Source organism: Planktothrix mougeotii LEGE 06226 (assembly GCF_015207485.1).
Classification (GTDB): domain Bacteria; phylum Cyanobacteriota; class Cyanobacteriia; order Cyanobacteriales; family Microcoleaceae; genus Planktothrix.
The window spans coordinates 1-17,640 of sequence record NZ_JADEWU010000030.1; the positions used below are offsets into that span (position 1 = coordinate 1).

Annotated in this window: 23 protein-coding genes; 12 read left to right on the forward strand and 11 right to left on the reverse strand. The window is 38.4% G+C overall.

Annotated elements, in window-relative coordinates; genetic code table 11:
- From acnB to IQ236_RS13960, 3 genes are all read left to right on the forward strand, one after another.
- On the forward strand, window positions 1–2,042 hold a 2,042-nt coding region (acnB, locus tag IQ236_RS13950; protein WP_193869820.1), incomplete at its 5' end, for a bifunctional aconitate hydratase 2/2-methylisocitrate dehydratase.
- A gap of 172 nt (window positions 2,043–2,214) precedes the next feature.
- Window positions 2,215–2,589 carry an endonuclease domain-containing protein gene (locus IQ236_RS13955; RefSeq protein WP_193869821.1) on the forward strand — a complete coding sequence of 125 codons (375 nt, stop codon included), beginning with the start codon at window positions 2,215–2,217 and terminating at the stop codon, window positions 2,587–2,589.
- A 49-nt stretch (window positions 2,590–2,638) separates the two neighbouring features.
- Window positions 2,639–2,779: a DUF29 family protein gene (locus tag IQ236_RS13960; protein ID WP_193869822.1), complete on the forward strand. Its 141-nt coding sequence runs from the start codon at window positions 2,639–2,641 to the stop codon at window positions 2,777–2,779.
- Here IQ236_RS13960 and IQ236_RS13965 read toward each other — a convergent pair.
- On the reverse strand, window positions 2,757–4,139 hold the full coding sequence (locus IQ236_RS13965) for an ATP-binding protein (RefSeq protein WP_193869863.1): 1,383 nt from the start codon (window positions 4,137–4,139) through the stop codon (window positions 2,757–2,759). The two genes, IQ236_RS13960 and IQ236_RS13965, sit on opposite strands and share 23 nt — an antisense overlap.
- A 191-nt stretch (window positions 4,140–4,330) precedes the next feature.
- Here IQ236_RS13965 and IQ236_RS13970 point away from each other — a divergent pair, with 191 nt between their 5' ends.
- Complete coding sequence (locus IQ236_RS13970; RefSeq protein WP_193869823.1) at window positions 4,331–4,888, forward strand: hypothetical protein; 558 nt, start codon at window positions 4,331–4,333, stop codon at window positions 4,886–4,888.
- 181 nt (window positions 4,889–5,069) lie between these two features.
- Here the strand turns inward: IQ236_RS13970 and IQ236_RS13975 are convergent, their stop codons facing one another.
- From IQ236_RS13975 to IQ236_RS13985, 3 genes are all read right to left on the reverse strand, one after another.
- Window positions 5,070–5,273 carry a hypothetical protein gene (locus IQ236_RS13975; RefSeq protein WP_228041633.1) on the reverse strand — a complete coding sequence of 68 codons (204 nt, stop codon included), beginning with the start codon at window positions 5,271–5,273 and terminating at the stop codon, window positions 5,070–5,072.
- Window positions 5,274–5,441: 168 nt separating this feature from the next.
- On the reverse strand, window positions 5,442–5,654 hold the full coding sequence (locus IQ236_RS13980; protein WP_193869824.1) for a type II toxin-antitoxin system HicA family toxin: 213 nt from the start codon (window positions 5,652–5,654) through the stop codon (window positions 5,442–5,444).
- The gene (locus tag IQ236_RS13985) at window positions 5,651–5,851 is read right to left on the reverse strand and encodes a type II toxin-antitoxin system HicB family antitoxin (protein ID WP_193869825.1); all 201 of its coding nucleotides are present in this window, start codon (window positions 5,849–5,851) and stop codon (window positions 5,651–5,653) included. The genes IQ236_RS13980 and IQ236_RS13985 overlap by 4 nt, the downstream gene beginning before the upstream one ends.
- A 253-nt stretch (window positions 5,852–6,104) precedes the next feature.
- On the opposite strand from IQ236_RS13985, the gene IQ236_RS13990 reads away from it, so the two are divergent.
- Both IQ236_RS13990 and IQ236_RS13995 read left to right on the forward strand, forming a co-directional pair.
- A complete protein-coding gene (locus tag IQ236_RS13990) occupies window positions 6,105–6,323 on the forward strand; it encodes a hypothetical protein (protein WP_193869826.1) in 219 nt (72 codons plus the stop codon).
- Window positions 6,323–6,772, forward strand: a complete 450-nt coding sequence (locus IQ236_RS13995; protein ID WP_193869827.1) for a type II toxin-antitoxin system VapC family toxin — start codon at window positions 6,323–6,325, stop codon at window positions 6,770–6,772. The genes IQ236_RS13990 and IQ236_RS13995 overlap by 1 nt, the downstream gene beginning before the upstream one ends.
- Before the next feature lie 222 nt (window positions 6,773–6,994).
- Here the strand turns inward: IQ236_RS13995 and IQ236_RS14000 are convergent, their stop codons facing one another.
- Together IQ236_RS14000 and murG are read right to left on the reverse strand one after the other, a co-directional pair.
- Window positions 6,995–7,651 carry a pentapeptide repeat-containing protein gene (locus tag IQ236_RS14000; protein ID WP_193869828.1) on the reverse strand — a complete coding sequence of 219 codons (657 nt, stop codon included), beginning with the start codon at window positions 7,649–7,651 and terminating at the stop codon, window positions 6,995–6,997.
- Window positions 7,652–7,801: 150 nt separating this feature from the next.
- The gene (gene murG / locus IQ236_RS14005; RefSeq protein ID WP_193869829.1) at window positions 7,802–8,866 is read right to left on the reverse strand and encodes an undecaprenyldiphospho-muramoylpentapeptide beta-N-acetylglucosaminyltransferase; all 1,065 of its coding nucleotides are present in this window, start codon (window positions 8,864–8,866) and stop codon (window positions 7,802–7,804) included.
- 124 nt (window positions 8,867–8,990) lie between these two features.
- Here murG and IQ236_RS14010 point away from each other — a divergent pair, with 124 nt between their 5' ends.
- On the forward strand, window positions 8,991–9,833 hold the full coding sequence (locus IQ236_RS14010) for a nuclear transport factor 2 family protein (RefSeq protein ID WP_228041634.1): 843 nt from the start codon (window positions 8,991–8,993) through the stop codon (window positions 9,831–9,833).
- A gap of 270 nt (window positions 9,834–10,103) precedes the next feature.
- Window positions 10,104–11,081 carry an ABC transporter ATP-binding protein gene (locus IQ236_RS14015; RefSeq protein ID WP_193869830.1) on the forward strand — a complete coding sequence of 326 codons (978 nt, stop codon included), beginning with the start codon at window positions 10,104–10,106 and terminating at the stop codon, window positions 11,079–11,081.
- 19 nt (window positions 11,082–11,100) lie between these two features.
- Here IQ236_RS14015 and IQ236_RS14020 read toward each other — a convergent pair whose 3' ends face one another.
- The 3 genes from IQ236_RS14020 to IQ236_RS14030 form a co-directional block, all read right to left on the reverse strand.
- Complete coding sequence (locus tag IQ236_RS14020; protein WP_193869831.1) at window positions 11,101–11,607, reverse strand: DUF4112 domain-containing protein; 507 nt, start codon at window positions 11,605–11,607, stop codon at window positions 11,101–11,103.
- Between the two features lie 48 nt (window positions 11,608–11,655).
- On the reverse strand, window positions 11,656–12,543 hold the full coding sequence (locus tag IQ236_RS14025) for an MBL fold metallo-hydrolase (protein WP_193869832.1): 888 nt from the start codon (window positions 12,541–12,543) through the stop codon (window positions 11,656–11,658).
- A 63-nt stretch (window positions 12,544–12,606) separates the two neighbouring features.
- Window positions 12,607–12,828 carry a ribbon-helix-helix domain-containing protein gene (locus tag IQ236_RS14030; RefSeq protein ID WP_193869833.1) on the reverse strand — a complete coding sequence of 74 codons (222 nt, stop codon included), beginning with the start codon at window positions 12,826–12,828 and terminating at the stop codon, window positions 12,607–12,609.
- A gap of 402 nt (window positions 12,829–13,230) precedes the next feature.
- Here IQ236_RS14030 and rpaB point away from each other — a divergent pair, with 402 nt between their 5' ends.
- Window positions 13,231–13,992 (forward strand): response regulator transcription factor RpaB, encoded by a 762-nt coding sequence (gene rpaB, locus IQ236_RS14035; protein ID WP_190516229.1) that lies wholly within the window; start codon window positions 13,231–13,233, stop codon window positions 13,990–13,992.
- Between the two features lie 267 nt (window positions 13,993–14,259).
- On the opposite strand, the gene trmB is transcribed toward rpaB, so the two are convergent.
- Both trmB and csaB read right to left on the reverse strand, forming a co-directional pair.
- Window positions 14,260–14,889, reverse strand: a complete 630-nt coding sequence (gene trmB, locus IQ236_RS14040) for a tRNA (guanosine(46)-N7)-methyltransferase TrmB (protein WP_193869834.1) — start codon at window positions 14,887–14,889, stop codon at window positions 14,260–14,262.
- A gap of 30 nt (window positions 14,890–14,919) precedes the next feature.
- Window positions 14,920–15,960: a polysaccharide pyruvyl transferase CsaB gene (gene csaB, locus IQ236_RS14045; protein WP_193869835.1), complete on the reverse strand. Its 1,041-nt coding sequence runs from the start codon at window positions 15,958–15,960 to the stop codon at window positions 14,920–14,922.
- 133 nt (window positions 15,961–16,093) lie between these two features.
- Between csaB and IQ236_RS14050 the strand changes: the two genes are divergently transcribed.
- The 3 genes from IQ236_RS14050 to IQ236_RS14060 all read left to right on the forward strand — a co-directional run bounded on the left by IQ236_RS14050 (window position 16,094) and on the right by IQ236_RS14060 (window position 17,537).
- Entirely contained in the window at window positions 16,094–16,399 is a 306-nt protein-coding gene (locus IQ236_RS14050; RefSeq protein ID WP_072717401.1) for a DUF2499 domain-containing protein, read from the forward strand.
- Window positions 16,400–16,442: 43 nt separating this feature from the next.
- Window positions 16,443–16,739, forward strand: coding sequence for a DUF3593 domain-containing protein (locus IQ236_RS14055; RefSeq protein WP_193869865.1), 297 nt, complete (start codon window positions 16,443–16,445; stop codon window positions 16,737–16,739).
- Window positions 16,740–16,958: 219 nt separating this feature from the next.
- Window positions 16,959–17,537: a hypothetical protein gene (locus IQ236_RS14060; protein ID WP_228041635.1), complete on the forward strand. Its 579-nt coding sequence runs from the start codon at window positions 16,959–16,961 to the stop codon at window positions 17,535–17,537.
- Window positions 17,538–17,640: the final 103 nt, after the last annotated feature.

A 17,640-nucleotide genomic window follows, 5' to 3' on the forward strand; every position in this document is an offset into this window, starting at 1 on the left:
ATGCTACCACCCGCCCCGACATTCCCTTACACGCCTTAGCAATGTTGGAAAGTCGGATGCCGGGAGGGTTAGAAACCATAGCCGAACTGAAGACAAAAGGGCATCCTGTCGCTTATGTCGGAGATGTTGTTGGCACAGGTTCTTCTCGGAAATCAGCGATTAACTCTGTGTTGTGGCATATTGGTAACGATATTCCCTACGTTCCCAATAAACGGGGGGGCGGCTATATTCTAGGGGGAAAAATTGCCCCAATTTTCTTTAATACGGCCGAAGATTCCGGTGCTTTACCTATTGAATGTGATGTCAGTAAACTGAATACTGGGGATGTGATTACCATTCATCCCTACAACGGCGAAATTACCAACGAAGCGGGAGAAGTGATTTCCACCTTTACCCTCAAACCCGATACGATTTTAGATGAAGTCCGGGCGGGTGGTCGTATTCCCTTATTAATTGGTCGCAGCTTAACGGATAAAACCCGCGCCGCCTTGGGACTTGAACCTAGTGAGTTATTTGTGCGTCCCTCCATGCCCGAAGATACCGGAAAAGGCTTTACTCTCGCCCAAAAAATGGTCGGAAAAGCCTGCGGGTTGCCCGGAGTCCGTCCGGGGACATCCTGCGAACCGTTGATGACAACGGTGGGTTCTCAAGATACCACTGGCCCCATGACGCGAGATGAGCTTAAAGAACTGGCTTGTTTAGGATTTTCCGCCGATTTGGTGATGCAGAGTTTCTGTCACACCGCAGCATACCCGAAGCCCGTTGATATTAAAACCCATCAACAATTACCCGATTTCTTCTCGACTCGTGGCGGTGTTGCCCTGCGTCCGGGGGATGGGATTATTCACTCTTGGTTAAACCGGATGTTGTTACCGGATACGGTGGGAACTGGAGGCGACTCCCACACCCGTTTTCCCCTGGGGATTTCCTTCCCGGCGGGTTCGGGGTTAGTAGCATTTGCCGCCGCCTTGGGGGTGATGCCCTTGGATATGCCGGAATCGGTGTTAGTCCGATTTAAAGGAGAATTACAACCGGGGGTGACATTGCGGGATATTGTTAACGCTATTCCATACGTTGCCATGCAGCAAGGGAAGTTAACGACGGCTAAGGAAAACAAGAAAAATGTTTTCAATGGTCGGATTATGGAAATGGAAGGCTTACCGGATTTAAAAGTGGAACAAGCCTTTGAATTAACCGATGCCACGGCAGAACGTTCCTGTGCTGGGTCTACGATTAAGCTCAGTCAAGAAACCATTGCTGAGTATTTACGTTCCAATGTTGCCCTAATGACTAATATGGTGGCACGGGGTTATCAAGATGCCAGAACGATGATGCGACGGGTGGCAAAAATGGAACAATGGTTAGCAAATCCGGTGCTAATGGCAGCCGATACCGATGCCGAATATGCTGATATTATTGAAGTGGATTTGAACGAGATTAAAGAGCCAATTGTGGCGGCTCCCAATGACCCTGATAATATTAAGTTAATGTCGGAATGTGCGGGGGACAAAATTGATGAGGTATTCATCGGTTCTTGTATGACGAATATCGGGCATTATCGCGCGGCTGCGAAGATATTAGAAGGGGCAGAACAAACGAATGTTCGCTTATGGATTTGTCCCCCAACTCGCATGGATGAAAAGCAGTTACGAGATGAAGGAATTTATGAGGTTTTTAATACCGTTGGAGCGAGAACGGAGATGCCCGGATGTTCCCTTTGTATGGGAAATCAAGCGCGAGTTGCGGATGGGGTAACGGTGTTTTCTACCTCTACTCGAAACTTTAATAATCGTATGGGGAAAGATGCGCGGGTCTATTTAGGTTCGGCAGAATTAGCGGCGGTTTGTGCGTTATTAGGACGCATCCCAACGGTTGAAGAATATCGGGACATTGTGACGCAGAAAGTTGACCCGTTTGCTGCGGATTTATACCGTTATTTGAACTTCGATCAAATTGCTGGGTTTGAAGATGAAGGTCGGGTCATTCCGTTAGAAGAAATGCCGAAAATTGAGGATATTTTGGGTATTCCAGCATTGACCTAACCCCCCTAACCCCCCTTCCCTGCGAGGGAATGGGGGAATGATCTGATAGACTTTTGTTGTGATCACAAATACTAATCTTGCTCCCCTCTCCTTGTAGGAGAGGGGTTGGGGGAGAGGTCAAACAAGCGATCTCACACCAACGTAAAATTTTAATGCTATAAAAGATATCGAGATGGAACGAAAAAATATTATTGTCGGACAGAAAATAACGTCTGAAAAATACCAGCGTTCTAAACAACTTCGTCAAGAAATGACCCCAGAAGAAAAAATCCTCTGGGAACAGTTAAGAAGAAATAACTTAAATGGATTACACTTTCGTCGTCAGCAAATTATTGATGGTTTTATCGTCGATTTTTACTGCCATCAAGCTCAATTAGTTATAGAGGTGGATGGAGAAATTCATGAACAACAAGTTGAATCAGATCAAGAAAGGGATGCTATTTTAGCTGCCAGAGGGTTAAAAATAATCAGAATTAAAAATCAAGAGATTAGACAAAATTTACAGGGGGTTTTACAACAAATTATAGTTTTTTGTAACTTCTTATAAAAATAGGATACATATTTAATCATAAATGATAAATTAAAGGCGATTAACCATGATTAACTCATCCACGACAAAACCTAATACTCTTTATGAAAAAGATTTTTATCTCTGGATACAAACCACTGCTCAACAGTTAAAAGAAAATAAATTAAATGAAATTGATGAAATCCTTAATTTTTCACATATTCTCTAAAAATAGAATCTAATTTAAACATAATTTTATCGCCTTTGATTTTCTGGAGTATATATCTTTGTTGTAAAGATTCTAAACTATTAATTAAATCTGTTGAAGATAAATCTAAACTTGTTTTTAAATCTTCTCTGGATACAAGCTGTTCAGAATCACTCAATTTGATTACAATTTGTTGTTCTATCGGTGATAACTTATTAAATAATACTTGTAAATTTGTTTGTATTTGCATTGTGATAACAGGCAAAATTCCTGTTCCACAATTGTCTTGATTTTCTGCTAAGAATTCCGATACATTACCATCATAAATATTTTTAATTGAGTTAGCAATGGTTTTTAGATAAAAAGGATTACCTTCATATAAATTGATTAAATTTTGCCAACTATCTTCATCTTTTAATCCCATATTAGTTAGGATTTCACTACTATCTAATCCTGACAACTCTAAGCATTTAACAGGATATAATTCCTCATCTAAACATTCCATCTCTTTACATTTTTCCTGACTAATTAAAATTACATGACTTTGATGATGTGTTTCAATAATTTTAGTAAAAAAGTTTTGATAATCTTGATATTGAGATTGATATTGTCCTGCAAATTCACCAGTAATAAAGATATTTTCAACATCATCCAGAATTATTAAACATCGTTTTTTTGTTAAAATATCGAATAATTGTTTAAATTTATTATTGGGGTTGGTTTTGATTTCTATTTCAAAAAAATTGAGTAAATCATCAATTAACAAATCTAAAGATTCAGGATGTTTTAAACTTCTCCAAATAATGACTTCAAATTGTTCTAAGTTTAAATCAATAAATCTTCTAACCAAGTAACTTTTACCTATTCCTGATAATCCCAAGACTGAGATTAAAGGTTTATTTTGATTAAATATCCAATTAGAAATGGTTTGTAATTCAGTTTCTCTATTATAAAATTTAATTATTTGAGGAGCTAAGGTTAAATCGTGATAAGATGATTTAGTTTTACTATTATTTGAATTATCTGGATTATCTTCTTTTGAGGCAAATATAATTTGTGGATTATAATTAAAGTTATGATTAGTACCAGTAACATGACAAATATGTTGATTGCGAGATGATGAAATATTTAATCTATTAAAAGTAGAACGAAAATTGGCTTTTTCAAGATTTTCTCCTAATTCTTCAGATAACAATTGTAATAACTTAGCAGCGATATTTCTAACCCTACTCTCGCTACGGTTGGATTCCTGAGCAATTTCCTGATAGGTTTGATCTTCCCAAAGTCCCTTAATGATTGTCTCCTGAAGATCATCTAAGTGTTTCCCTTTTTTAGTATAAACCAATTCATCAGCTAATTGTAAAATTTCTGCTATAGTCATAAATATAATGAGGGTAGGGGTTTCAGCCATTATACACTTTTTGAGCAAGACATTTCAAGATAATTTAAGATATTAAAGGGAATATTTTGTAACAAAAGACAAGATAAAACAAGATATTTTAAGATTGCATTAACCTCTTAAAAAAAATAGAGTGACAGAAGATCGATAATCAAATTGCCAAAAATTAAAATATGAAATTCTCAAAATTTTTGACTACTTTAGCCGTGAGTACCAGTTTAGCAATTGCTGAAATGGCGGGTTTTCCTAATCAAACACCAAAAGAAGCTCAAGCTCAATCTAATCGCCCCGATATTCTGCTAGTCAATGGTAATGTAGATTGTTGTGTTTGGAGTCCAAGTAATGATGGAATTTGGATGGATAAACTTTCAAACATTCCCAATGTTGAATTTAGAAAGACAGTTTGGGATCATTTACAAGCTTCTCAACCTGTTGTATCAAGAAGAGTAATCATAAAGTCTGCTAATGGTAATTATTTTCTTGATCATCGAATTGCAGATCGATATGTTGGTTTAGCAGATCAACCTTATAATCCAGCAACGGGAGCTTATAATGGTGAACTTTGGGAACTTGTTGATGCGGGAAAAGGTAGAGTAATTATAAAGTCTGCTAATGGTAATTATTTTCTTGATCATCGAATTGCAGATCGATACGTTGGTTTAGCAGATCAACCTTATAATCCAGCAACGGGAGCTTATAATGGTGAACTTTGGATTCTTATACCTAAATAGTTCCATATTTTGTGAAATACGTTAAGTTTAGTAAGAGTTTAAGATGCGATCGCTTTTTCAGGAAGTTGGATGTGCGATCGCTTTTATTTACTAATTAATCTATCATATTCATCTGCTATCTGTTTTATATCTTCAGGTAACTGATTATAAAATAACCAGAATTTGCTATTAGTATAGTGCATTACATTTCTTGATAATCTCCGGCTTCAAATTCAGCAAGTGCTTCAGATGCTATATCATCAAGTTTACCCTTTATAATATCTTGTTCTAACTGTTTATCCCATTGTTGATAATCTAAGTCTAATAACCAATTGCGTAATTTACTAAAATCTTGTTCAGAGAGATTTAAAATTGCCTTTTCAATTTGTTCAACGTTCATACCCATAAAATATTATTTCAAGTTTTTGATAAAACAGTTCGATCAGATTATAACATTTTATCATTTTTGTAGGGAAGTTGGAGAGGCGATCGCTCTTTTGGGGTATTGAAATGTGATCGTTTTTTTGAGGTATTGAAATGCGATCGCTCTTAATAACTCCTAAAAAACAATCAATTATAAATTAAGATCATCTTCAGTTAAACCTGCATCCTTCAGAATCGCTTTTAATGTTCCGATGGGTAAATCTCTATTTCCATGAACAGGGATCACAAGAAGAACTGAACTATTTTCTTGAGTATAAATATGATGACTTCCCTTTATCCTGTTTAATCTCCATCCCCCCTTTTCAACAATTTTGCACAGCACTTTCCCCGAAACTGACTTCATAGAGAAATCTCCACTAATTGTTGTTGTTCAGTGGGAGACTGTTGTTGACTTGCAACTTCTAACCAACCTTCTATTGCCTCTTTCACCATTTCCATTAAATGTTCATAACTCTCACCCCAAGTATGACAACCCGGTAATGCAGGAACACTCGCACACCAAACATTATCTTCTTGCCAAACAATGACTTTAATTTTCATATTTTGATTATTGATCAGTACAATTTAACTAATATTATCACAATCTAATATTAACGGGCTACAGAAGCAAAAACTATTACTTTTCTAACTCAGTTCAGGTGTTGAAATGCGATCGCACCTGATAACATGAATATTATGCTATAATGATATAGCCATTATCAATAATCTTACTAAATGTAAAGCTGATGATGAATCCATTAACAATGTCTCCAGAAAGTGTCTCACTGATAAATAACTAGACGAGCTAAAAATCATGTTAAAACAACCGTTATCTAATCTCGACTTTGAAGAATTAAAAACCCTAATTGTTTCAATTGTTGATGAAAGACTTAGAGAACAAAAAATTATCAAACAATCTTCTAATCAACACCAGTTGACGGAAATCTTTAAATCTATTGATTCTCATATTTGGAATCCTCCTAACTCTGTTCCTTCTACCTTACAACTTTTACAGGAGGATCGCAATAAATAATGAATCATTATATTATTGATGCTAGTATTGTGATTCAGCGATTTATTCAGCAAGAATACACTGCACAAACCCGAATACTTTTTAATCGCCTCTTGGAAGGAGATCAGTTTTACATCCCTGAATTTTGCTTATTAGAATGTACAAATGTCATTTGGAAGCAAGTTAGATTTTATGGACTTCCTGAAAAACAAGCAAAATTACTAATTCAGGATTTACAATCTATTCCATTTCAAATTATTTCTGTTCATCACTTACTATCTGTTGCCTTAGATATTGGATTAACCCATCAATTAGCTATTTATGATTCTCTATATATTGCTTTAGCATTAAATCTAAATTATCCTTTAATTACTGTTGATGAACGTCAATCGAATACTGCTATTAATTGTAATGTTACACTAATTCCGATTACGGATTTTACAGAAGAGAATAATTGCTCTGCGGTCTAAGGTTGGGGTGTGGGGTTGCGATCGCTCTTAATAACTCCTATAGCGGTTATTATCGTGGTGAGGTGTACAACAGGCAAGATGCCTGTTCCACATTGTGCTTAATAACAACTAAAGAAATAATGATACAAGAATTGCAACTTAAGTACCCTAGAGCCATCCCGAAACAAAAAACACCATCCCCAACCCAAGTTAAGGACGGTGAACAAAAAATTGATGTCATGATTACCGACGAATATTCATGAGATTTGCATTAATCATGGTGGTATTTTCTAAAGTAGCTCCGGCTAAATCTGAAGCGTTTAAATTTGCACCTGTGAGATTAGCCCCTGTTAAATCAGCATCGCGTAAATTCACACCACTGATATCAAATCCATATAAACTGCCTTCTTGTAACTTCACTTCACCTAAATTAGCAACGGATTGTTGAGCATTTCTTAGGTTAGCCCCTGTTAAATCGGCACTCTCTAAATTTGCCCCAATTAAATTAGCATGACTTAAATTAGCATTATTTAAACTGGCAATCACTAAACCCGCTAAACTCAAGTTAGAATGGCTTAAATTAGCACCTTCTAAATTAGCACCATGTAATTTAGCAGCAATTAGACTAGCACTTTCTAAATTCGCTTCAGTTAATCCAGCCCGATTAAAATTGACTTCGTTGAGATTAGCACCTTGTAAGTTAGCGCCATTTAAGTTGGCATCTCGGAGGTTAGCACCCTGAAGATTCACACCGACTAATTGAGCGCCACTGAGATCACATCCAGGGCAGTTTTTCGTTTCCAATAGCTGCTTGAGATGGGCGGGGTTCTCAGCTTGAGCGGGAACAGTTAAACCCAAAATCATCATCACTACTGCGGTGGTTACTGCTGCGAATTTCATACCCACACCCTCAGAAAACTCTATGTTCTGTACTATCTCTTATTATCGGGCATAACGGTATGAGTAGAATCCCGGTTGGATGTGATATTGCAGTGATCCCCGTGTGACGGAAATCACTGAGAAAAACAGTATGTGTTGATACAGACCCACTTAAATTATTAAATTTCGGATTAAATCCCCTAACTGTTGGGCGCTGTTGGTAACGGCGACGGCTGCTGTGGCTTCCGCCATTTGTTGTAACTGTTGGGGTGATTGTAGCAGATACAAAACTTTACTTGCCAGCAAGTCGGCGGTTAAATCCTGTTGTTGAAAGACGAAGGACGCACCCGCTTCAGCAAAAACATTGGCGTTATAGGTTTGATGATCTTCGGCTGCAAAGGGATAGGGAATTAAAATCGAAGGAGTGTGGGTAATGGCTAATTCTGTTAAGGTTCCTGAACCTGCCCGACTCACCGCTAAATTTGCCCGTTTCAAGAGGGCTGCCATATTATTGTAGAAAGGCATTTTAATATACTGAGGATGGTTCAAGGCTTCAACATCGGGGTCATTGTCTCCGGTTAAATGTACTACCCAAGCCCCAACTTCAAACCAACTAGGGGCCGCCTGTCGCACCAAGTTATTCACACTCACCGCACCTTGACTTCCTCCCACCACCACAATAACCGGAACGTCATCGGGGAGGAAAAAAGACAAGGGTTGAGACGCTTGCATAAAAGCCGAACGCACGGGAGTTCCCACAACAACGGTCTTAGCATTAGCTAGGTAAGGAACAGCCGCCCCAAACCCCAAAGCAACGGTATTACACCAAGGGCCAAAATTCCGAGTCACCTTACCCGGTAAGGCGTTAGACTCATGTAAAATTACAGGCAGACCGAGGAAACGAGCCGCGATAATCGCAGGTGCCGCAATATACCCGCCCGTGGTAAATACCCCTCGGAACTGTCCTGTTTTGAGGAGAGAGGTGACTTGCACCAGGGAAAGGGCGAATTTTGCTAAAATTTTTAGGGTTCCGAAACCGAAGCGTTGTTGGAAACCTTCAACGGAAATCGTATGCAGGGGATATTCGGGGGGAACTAATTCTCGTTCTAAGCGATCAGGCACACCCAACCATTCTATCTCAAAATCTGACAGGTTTTCGGCAGTGGCGATCGCCGGAAATAAATGTCCCCCTGTACCACTAGCGGCAATCAGTAAGCGAATGGGTGTTTGACTCAAGTTTTCTCCCCTACTCTGCGTTCGATTTAGTGTTATGAATTTTTAAGTTACCATAAAATTCACACAAAATCGCTATTCTTATACCGTTTATCGGTTCAGAACAAATCCTTAACCTTGAATTCAGATGACAATTTTCCCAACCGTTCAACGGCCATCTTCTCAGAACAAGTCTTTTATACAGACGCGCCCTATATTGCCAACACCCTTATTTTCTGTGGTTTTAGGATTGGTAATTTGGGGAACGGGTACAGCAATTTCTCAGCCCGTTAATGCCGAAACCCCAGAAACAGCACCCGCTAACGTGACCAATCTTTTAACTCAAATTGATGATGCGGCTAATCGTCAGGATGTAGAAGCTGTGATGGGTTTTTATAGTTCTAATTTTACCAATTCCGATGGCTTAAATCATCAAACGCTCAAACAAGTTCTTAAAGATTTTTGGAATAAATATTCTCGTTTGAATTATCGCACCCAATTGCAATCTTGGCAACAAAATGGAAACGCTTTAACCACCACAACAGTAACAGAAATTACGGGAACCAAAACGATTAATAATCGAGAATTTAGCTTAACCTCAACAATTACTTCGCAGCAACAGATTGAAGGCGGAAAAATTGTACAACAGGAAATTCTAGCGGAAAAAAATAAATTAACATTAGGAAACCAACCCCCAACGGTAGTTTTTAATGTACCGCAGGAAGTCAAAATCGGTCAGGAATATACGGTCGATGCCATTGTTCAAGAACCTTTAAATGAGGAAATTCTGATTGGAACTGCTATCACAGAACCCGTAACGGCAAAAGCTTATACTCAAGAGGGACTTTTACAGCTAGAATTTTTGCCTTCTGGAGGGATTTTTAAAGTGGGTCAAGCCCCTAATACATCAGGAGATAATTGGGTTTCTGCAATTTTGATGCGTCAAGGAGGAGTCACATTAGTCACCCAACGGTTACGAGTTGTCAAATAAATTTGACACCGAAAAAATGGTTCTAAAAAACGCCTAAACTGAAGTTATTTTTAGGGAATGAGTAGAGATATAGCAAGTCTAAATGGATTGTACACTCATAATAATAAAGATTATTAATCCTAAAAAAGACACGATGTCTTTGTAGGGGCACAGCAAGCCTCGCCCCAGGAGATGAATTGAATTTTAAGTCTGATGTACAACTGATTTAGACTGGCTATATTACTGATTCTGTCTCTACTCTTCGACAATTCTGATTTAATGTTAAACCTTATGATGCCCTTATTAGAGGTTAAAAATTTAGCCATTCAGTTTTTTACCCTGGATGGCATTGTTCAGGCGGTCAAGGGAATTTCCTATCAAGTTTATCCCGGTGAAACCCTAGGAATTGTTGGGGAGTCGGGCTCAGGGAAAAGTATGAGTGTATTATCAATTTTAAGGTTAATTCCATCACCCCCTGGAAAAATTACCGAGGGTGAAATCTACTTTCAAGGGAAAAATTTACTTCAACTGAATGCTCAACAGTTACAAAAAATCCGGGGTCGTGATATTGCTATGATTTTTCAAGACCCCATGACTTCTTTAAACCCGGTTTTAACTATTGGAAAACAACTTACAGAAGCTCTACAACTTCATCTCAAATTCACTTCAAAACAAGCTCAAAATCGCGCCATTCAACTCTTGCAACAGGTCGGAATTCCTAGTCCAGAACGACGGTTAAAAAACTATCCCCATGAATTTTCTGGGGGAATGCGTCAACGGGTTATGATTGCAATGGCATTAGGGTGTCAACCTCAATTATTAATTGCAGATGAACCGACAACGGCATTAGATGTAACGGTGCAAGCCCAGGTTGTAGAATTAGTTAAACAACTGCGAAATCAACAGGGAATGTCTGTGATTTGGATTACCCATGATTTAGCTTTATTAGCGGGATTAGCAGATCGAATTATAGTCATGTATGCGGGACAAATTGTTGAACAAGCAACGGTGCATCAACTTTATAAAACCCCACGTCATCCTTATACTATTGGGTTATTAAAAAGTTTACCGCGACTCGATCAAATTCGTCAAGAATCATTATCAACCATTGAAGGAACTCCCCCCAATTTAATGGATTATCCCCCAGGATGTCCTTTTGCGCCTCGATGTCAATTTGCCATTGAACATTGTTTTCAAGAAAATCCCCCCTTAGAACAGATTGAACCTCATCATCAAGTCGCTTGTTGGGTACTTCCTAGCGAAACTTAAACCACCATTTTAAAATTATTCACGAATTAAAATAGGGTATTAATGCCTGCCAAATTAAGGTTAAAACAAAAATACCTAGGGCAGAAATTAATATAATTAATAATAATAATCCGCTTAATAGTAAAATAATAAACCACTGATCTGCTTTTTTTCCTTCTAATGGAGAATTAAGATGAGCTTCTAATATTTCCACATTTTTAACATTAGATTTCCAGGCGACATCAAATATATCTCCAAATACGGGAACAGTCCCCGTAATGGTTTCTAAAGCAATATTAGACACCATTCGGGTTAAGGTTTCACGGGGTACACCTAATTTAAAGGCTTGAAATACAATATAAATCGAAAGAATTCCTCCTAAGATATCCCCTCCTCCTGGAATTAACCCTAAAATTGGATCAATTCCAATCCCAATCGATGTACCCGGAACCCGAATTGCATTATCTAAAATATTACTTAATTGTCGCATTTTTCGGACAACTGCTATTTTTTCAAGATGTAAATTTTTTGGTTTTGTTGATGTCATGGGTTTAGAATTTAAGCTTCAAGTAATAATAACTTTAATGATCAGCACTCACGATTTTCTGGCATTTTGTGTCTCCATCCAGCTTATACAAATTTGGAGTTGTTGCTGCATCGTAACTGCATCCGTATGATAGCGCCGTCCATGACCCGGAAGCACCCACTCAAAGGAATAATTTAGTAATTTTTGCATCGAATTGATTAAGGTTGTCCAGGAATACCAACAATAGTCTGGAAAGGCGTATAACTGTTGCAGAGTGTTTGACCAAGCTAAATGATCTCCAGTAAATAAAAATTTATTTTGATACAATAAAACGGTGTGTCCTTTGGTATGACCTGGAACAGGAATGATCAGCAAATCATCGCTTAATTGGATATTATCTGTTCCGATTAATTTGACTTCTATATCTTTTGTTCCTTCCTGAATCTCATCTTGATGTAAAATGCGATCGCATCCAAAATGATCATGAAATTTCTGATGATCAGCCACATCATCTTGATGGGTTAAATACATCCAACGGACTCCCCCTAATGCTTCTAATCGTTTAACTAAAGCCGGGGTAAATCGAGGAGAATCCACTAAAATATTGCCTTGGGGATATTGAATAAAATAACTGGTTGCTGCAAAAGACGCTTGAGAATGATATCCACAATGATAAACATTGTCTTCTATTAGAAGCGGAAACATTTGTTGAATCTTGACAATTTCTGAAGGCTTTTCAACACTGCCAATAGAAGCGGTCGGACAAGATAATAATGCTTGTAAAGCGTGTTCTTGTTCTATTTGAGTGGTTGGTTGATGATAAACGGCTGATTGTTCATTTTCACGGTTAAACACTTCGGGAGCCATCCAGCGACAAGTATCACAATCAATACAAGTCTCATCAACGTAAAAATTCCCCGAAACATTTTGAGATCGGCGTAACTTAAATTTAGCCATAAATTGTTAGCTTTAAACGTGTTATTTAAAATTTAATTCCCGTTTCCCGTATTCCCTGAATTCCTAGTTGTCAATTCGATGAGTCAGTTGTTCTAACTTCAGTTCTAATGTAGACAGTCGTGTCTCCATATTTTCAAGCTTTTGGTGCTGCGTGGCTATTCCCAGGTAAGCACTTAAAGCCTGAATCACAATATCCGACTTAGATTGTCCGGTTGTTTCTACTCTTGCCATAAGTGCTTCATTCAGTTCAGGAGGAATCCTGACTCCTAGAAATGGATTCGGCATTGTTTTTACTAAACTACCTTTGGACAATCAATTTTATTAACGAATTTGATTTTATAAGCCTCTTGTTAAAGCTTATCATTTCCCCTATATTAATTGTTAAAGTATCCGTTAACACCGTTTTTTGTTTAAAAAATATTAAGTTGTGTAACTGAATGTGACCTTCATCCCGGAAATTGTTAAGTTTGATAACAAATTGAAAACGTATGTTATCATAATAGACAGCAATCTTAAGCATTAGACTGAATCACCCACCCCAAAAGCGAGTGAGTTTCTGTCCCATCATATCGCTGTGCAAGTTATCGGGATTTGTGGGGAGAAGCAGTCCTGAGAACTTGCGACATGGATATGATTTGCTTTGGTATTGCTAAATCGATAGCCGATCCATCCATCATAAAAGCAGATATGAGTGTACAACCCCAACTTGATGAAAAACGCAACGGTGAAAAAATCCTGGTTGCTGATGATGAATCCGCGATTCGGCGCATCTTAAAAACTCGTCTTTCGATGGTTGGCTACAATGTGGTAGTCGCAGGCGATGGTTTAGAAGCGCTGGAAATGTTTGAACGGGAAAGTCCTGACCTGTTAGTTTTGGATGTAATGATGCCTAAACTCAATGGTTATGGGGTGTGTCAAGAACTTCGCACTAAATCTGATGTTCCGATTATTATGTTAACCGCTTTAGGGGACGTTGCAGATCGGATTACAGGTTTAGAATTAGGGGCTGATGATTATTTAACAAAACCCTTTTCTCCTAAAGAATTAGAAGCTCGAATTCATGCCATTTTACGACGCTTTAAAGATACCCATTTATCCCATAGCCTAAGCCCGGAAGTCATTCAAATTGAAGCGGTGCGAATTGATACGGTCAAACGGCGAGTGTATAAAGGCGAGAAAGTGGTTCCGTTAACCTATATTGAATTCAATTTGTTGGAGTTGTTAGTTAAGCGATCTGGACAAGCTGTTTCTCGCTCTGAAATTCTCAAAGAATTATGGGGATATACCCCTCGACGCATTGCGGATATGCGGGTTGTAGATGTTCATGTTGCTCGTTTACGGGCAAAAATTGAAGAAGATCAACGCAATCCTGAATATATTTTAACCGTGCGTGGTGTAGGTTATTCCGCCCAACGTTTACCCGGTGTTGAAGAAGCAATTGGTGCTTAATTTTTTTCAAATAAAAACTTTTCAAAATTTAAAAACAACTTCTGTTTCTTTTGTAAATTTTAAATGTTGGCCTTTCCCTAAATCATAAGAATCCTCACTTTTATACAATTTTAGGGTTACGGTCAAAGATTAGAGGAGAAGCGTTCAGGCTAAAAGCAAATTGTCTGAATGTTTCTCCTCTCAGTTTTGGTCAGTATTTATTTCCTATTCGTAATTCGTAATTCGTAATTCGTAATTCCCAATTCGTAATTCGTAATTCCCAATTCCCTACTTTATAAATAAAGCTCGATAAACAGGTTCACCTTTTTCTAAAGTAGACTGTTCTCGTTCTGTGGGAACTGGAAGCGGATTTTCAGCTAACCAATCATTTTGGGTACGATGAAACGCCCCATTTTCTGAAAAGCGATCGCACATTTCTATCGCCACTTCCTCAACATCCGACTGCACAAAAACTTCTGATCCTTCTGTTAAATAACGAGCTAAATTGTCTACTAATTCCGGTTTAACCACTCGTCGTTTTTGATGCCGTTTTTTAAACCAAGGATCAGGAAATTGAATACTCACCCGTTTTAAAAGTCCGGGGGGTAAGGACTCTAAAATCGGTTGAATTGAAGTATTAGCATTGCAAAATAAATAATGTAAATTCGTTAATTCTTGTTGATCTCGCCAAGTATTTGCTTCATTGACTAAGGGTTCTCGAATTTCTAACCCTAGAAAGTTCCATTGCGGTTCTAAGTGAGCTAATTCCCATAAAAATAAACCTCTCCCGCAACCAATATCTAAATGAAGTGGTTGATGCAAATTCTTATAAATCTTAGACCAGTCAGGAACAATAACAGGAGCTTGATATTTTTGACTGAGAGGATTAACGTGCTGACGAACTCGGACGCGAACCATAAATTAATGACAAAAAATAAACAATATAACTTAATTGAACTGGGAGTACAATAATTCTTGATGGACGGTTGCCCGATCTACAAAAAATTCAATTTTTCCCTTCGATAAAGGTTCATCATGGGCATAACAATCAATCCAGGTTTTACTGATAAGATTCGGATCATCGGGAAGTTGATCAATTTCCCATCCCGGTAATTCTAATTCTTCCATTAATCGACTCACTTTGGGGTCATAACTCAAGGCAAAACATTTACATTCTTGGGTTGCTGCCATAATTAAACTATGAAATCGCATCCCAATCACAAACTCAACCCCTCGAAACACTCCTTTTAATTGTCGCGGATCTTCTAAGATTAAAACCTGACTATTTTCGGGAAGGGCTTGATGTAAAACTTGAGCGATCGCTAAATCTTGAATCGGTTGAAATGGAATTAATAAAATAAACGTTTGAGTTGCTTTTTGAAACGAGACTAACGCCCGAATGATTAATGATAACCGTTCCGGTGTCAATTGGGGATCAGGTCGCAACGTCAACGCCACTCTAGGGGCGGGTAAATCCCACAACCGGGCGACAGGTTGAGCATCCAAAGCCCAAACCGGGTCAGGGGCCAAGGTAAAGGGAATATTCCAGTTAGACAATAACCTTGCAGAACCCGTATCCCGCACGCTAACGACATTACAGCCGGAAAAGGTTTTTTTTGCCAACCCTTGGGAAATAGAACGGTTCAAGGGGCCAATACCCTGGGCCCAGGCCATCGTTTTGAGTCCCATCTGTTGCGCCAATCCCATCAATCCCCCATAATAGAAAGGACTGATGGCACTGGTGACATCTTGCATGAGGCTACCTCCGCCCCAAATTAACCCATCTGCACGACGTAGAGCCTTCAGGACTTGAAAGGCATTCATGCGATCGCAGACTTCCACCTGATAATAAGCTTGGGTTTGGGCGGGATTTCCAGACAGGACAATGGGTTCAACCGTAGATGGTAACATTTGTAACAACGACGCTAACAAGGCTTCATCCCCGCCATTGCCTTTTCCATAATATCCACAACAAATCACCCGTTGCATGGTTTCCCCTTTCGCTGGCCGATTCCCAACTCTAACTCGACATCTAACTTTATATCAGATTGCACGCCAATTAAATTAACATAAATATCGGAATAAAATCTGACTGAACTTTTCTGTTATCTCTTGTGAAATTATGCACGCTTTATCGATTCCAACTTGGATCATTCATATTTCGAGTGTAATTGAATGGATCGCCGCGATTTGGTTTATCTGGATTTATGGAGAAATCACTCAAAATCGAGCTTGGTGGGTTCTTTCCTTCGCCATGTTACCGTCTTTAGTCAGTGCCATGTGTGCCTGTACCTGGCATTATTTTGATAATCCGGCTTCTTTAGAATGGTTAGTCACCCTACAAGCGACCATGACCGTTGTGGGAAATACCACCCTCTGTGCAGCAGCTTGGTGGATTTGGCGCGATGCCAATTCTGTTAAAAATTAAAGCGGATTACCCCTATTCACAGTTTTCTAACCTGGGATTAATGATGTTATCAAAAGACACCTTATTTGCTGTTTCTTTATTTCCCTATCTAGGGTTTTTGTGGTTTTTAACTCGTTCGGGTCAAATGCCTCGTTTAGCATTAATTGGATTTTATGGAACTTTAGTGTTTGTTGGTGTTACAATTCCGGCGGGAATTTATGCCAAGGTAGCTTATGGGGAAGCCTTAGCTAATATTGATTGGTTACATGGTGGTGCGGAAGTTTTTTTAACCTTGGCTAATATTTTAGTGGTTTTGGGATTCCGTCAAGCGGTGATTGAAAAACAATCTTCCCAGCAATAACCAATATGGGTTATCACAACAATAAAACTTACCCAACTGTTATTTTAATCCTCAGTGCCATCTTAAGTTTATCTTTAATTGGGGATTAAAAAACAGTTGGGTGGGCAGGTTGAGTACAACCTTAATCTCAATTTTTAAGAAGTTTATTTAATAGTTCTAAAAGCAAGCTAAAGGAGGCTATCTATTATTTTAAAATTGTTTTTAACAGGTTTATTACCTATGCTTCTCTATTCTGAAAATTATGCTTCCCCTATCCTTTGTTTTCCTGCGGAAGAAAGTCAACTGATTGCAGCTACTATTATTCCTGATTTTTCCATTCCTGTTGTTCCAAAAATCACCTCTCCCCACGATTCTAAAATCGATCTTGACCAATGCAATCAAGTTCCCACAGGTGATGGAATTCCGGGGTTTCGACCCGGTGTTGATAAAAGTCAAGTGTTTCAAATGTTTGGAACTCCCACTGGAACAGAAATTGGCTATTGGCCTAATACCCAAGCTATTTTTTATCATTTAATTCCTAACCGAGTTAGTGTGGGTTTTTTATTTGATCAACAATCGGGAAAATTACGACAAACGGAAGCTGCTTTTTCGCAACAAGTTGATTTACAAACCATTTTAATTACCCTCAATAGTATGTCGGGTTGTCGCTTAAGTTCTTCCCTAGAAGCCGGATTAAAAAGTGTTCATAATCGCCAAAGGCAGTCTTATTTATTTGTGATTGATTCCCTCGAAGGGATTATTGAACGAGATCAACTTGATCGAATTTATATTGGAATTTGGGAATCGGATTTACATTAGTTTGCTTTCCAGGATTACAACCGCTTAAACTCAAGCTTAAAAAGCTAAATCATCCTTAAGATTAAGCTAAATTTTTCATTCATCGACTACTCTAATATAATGA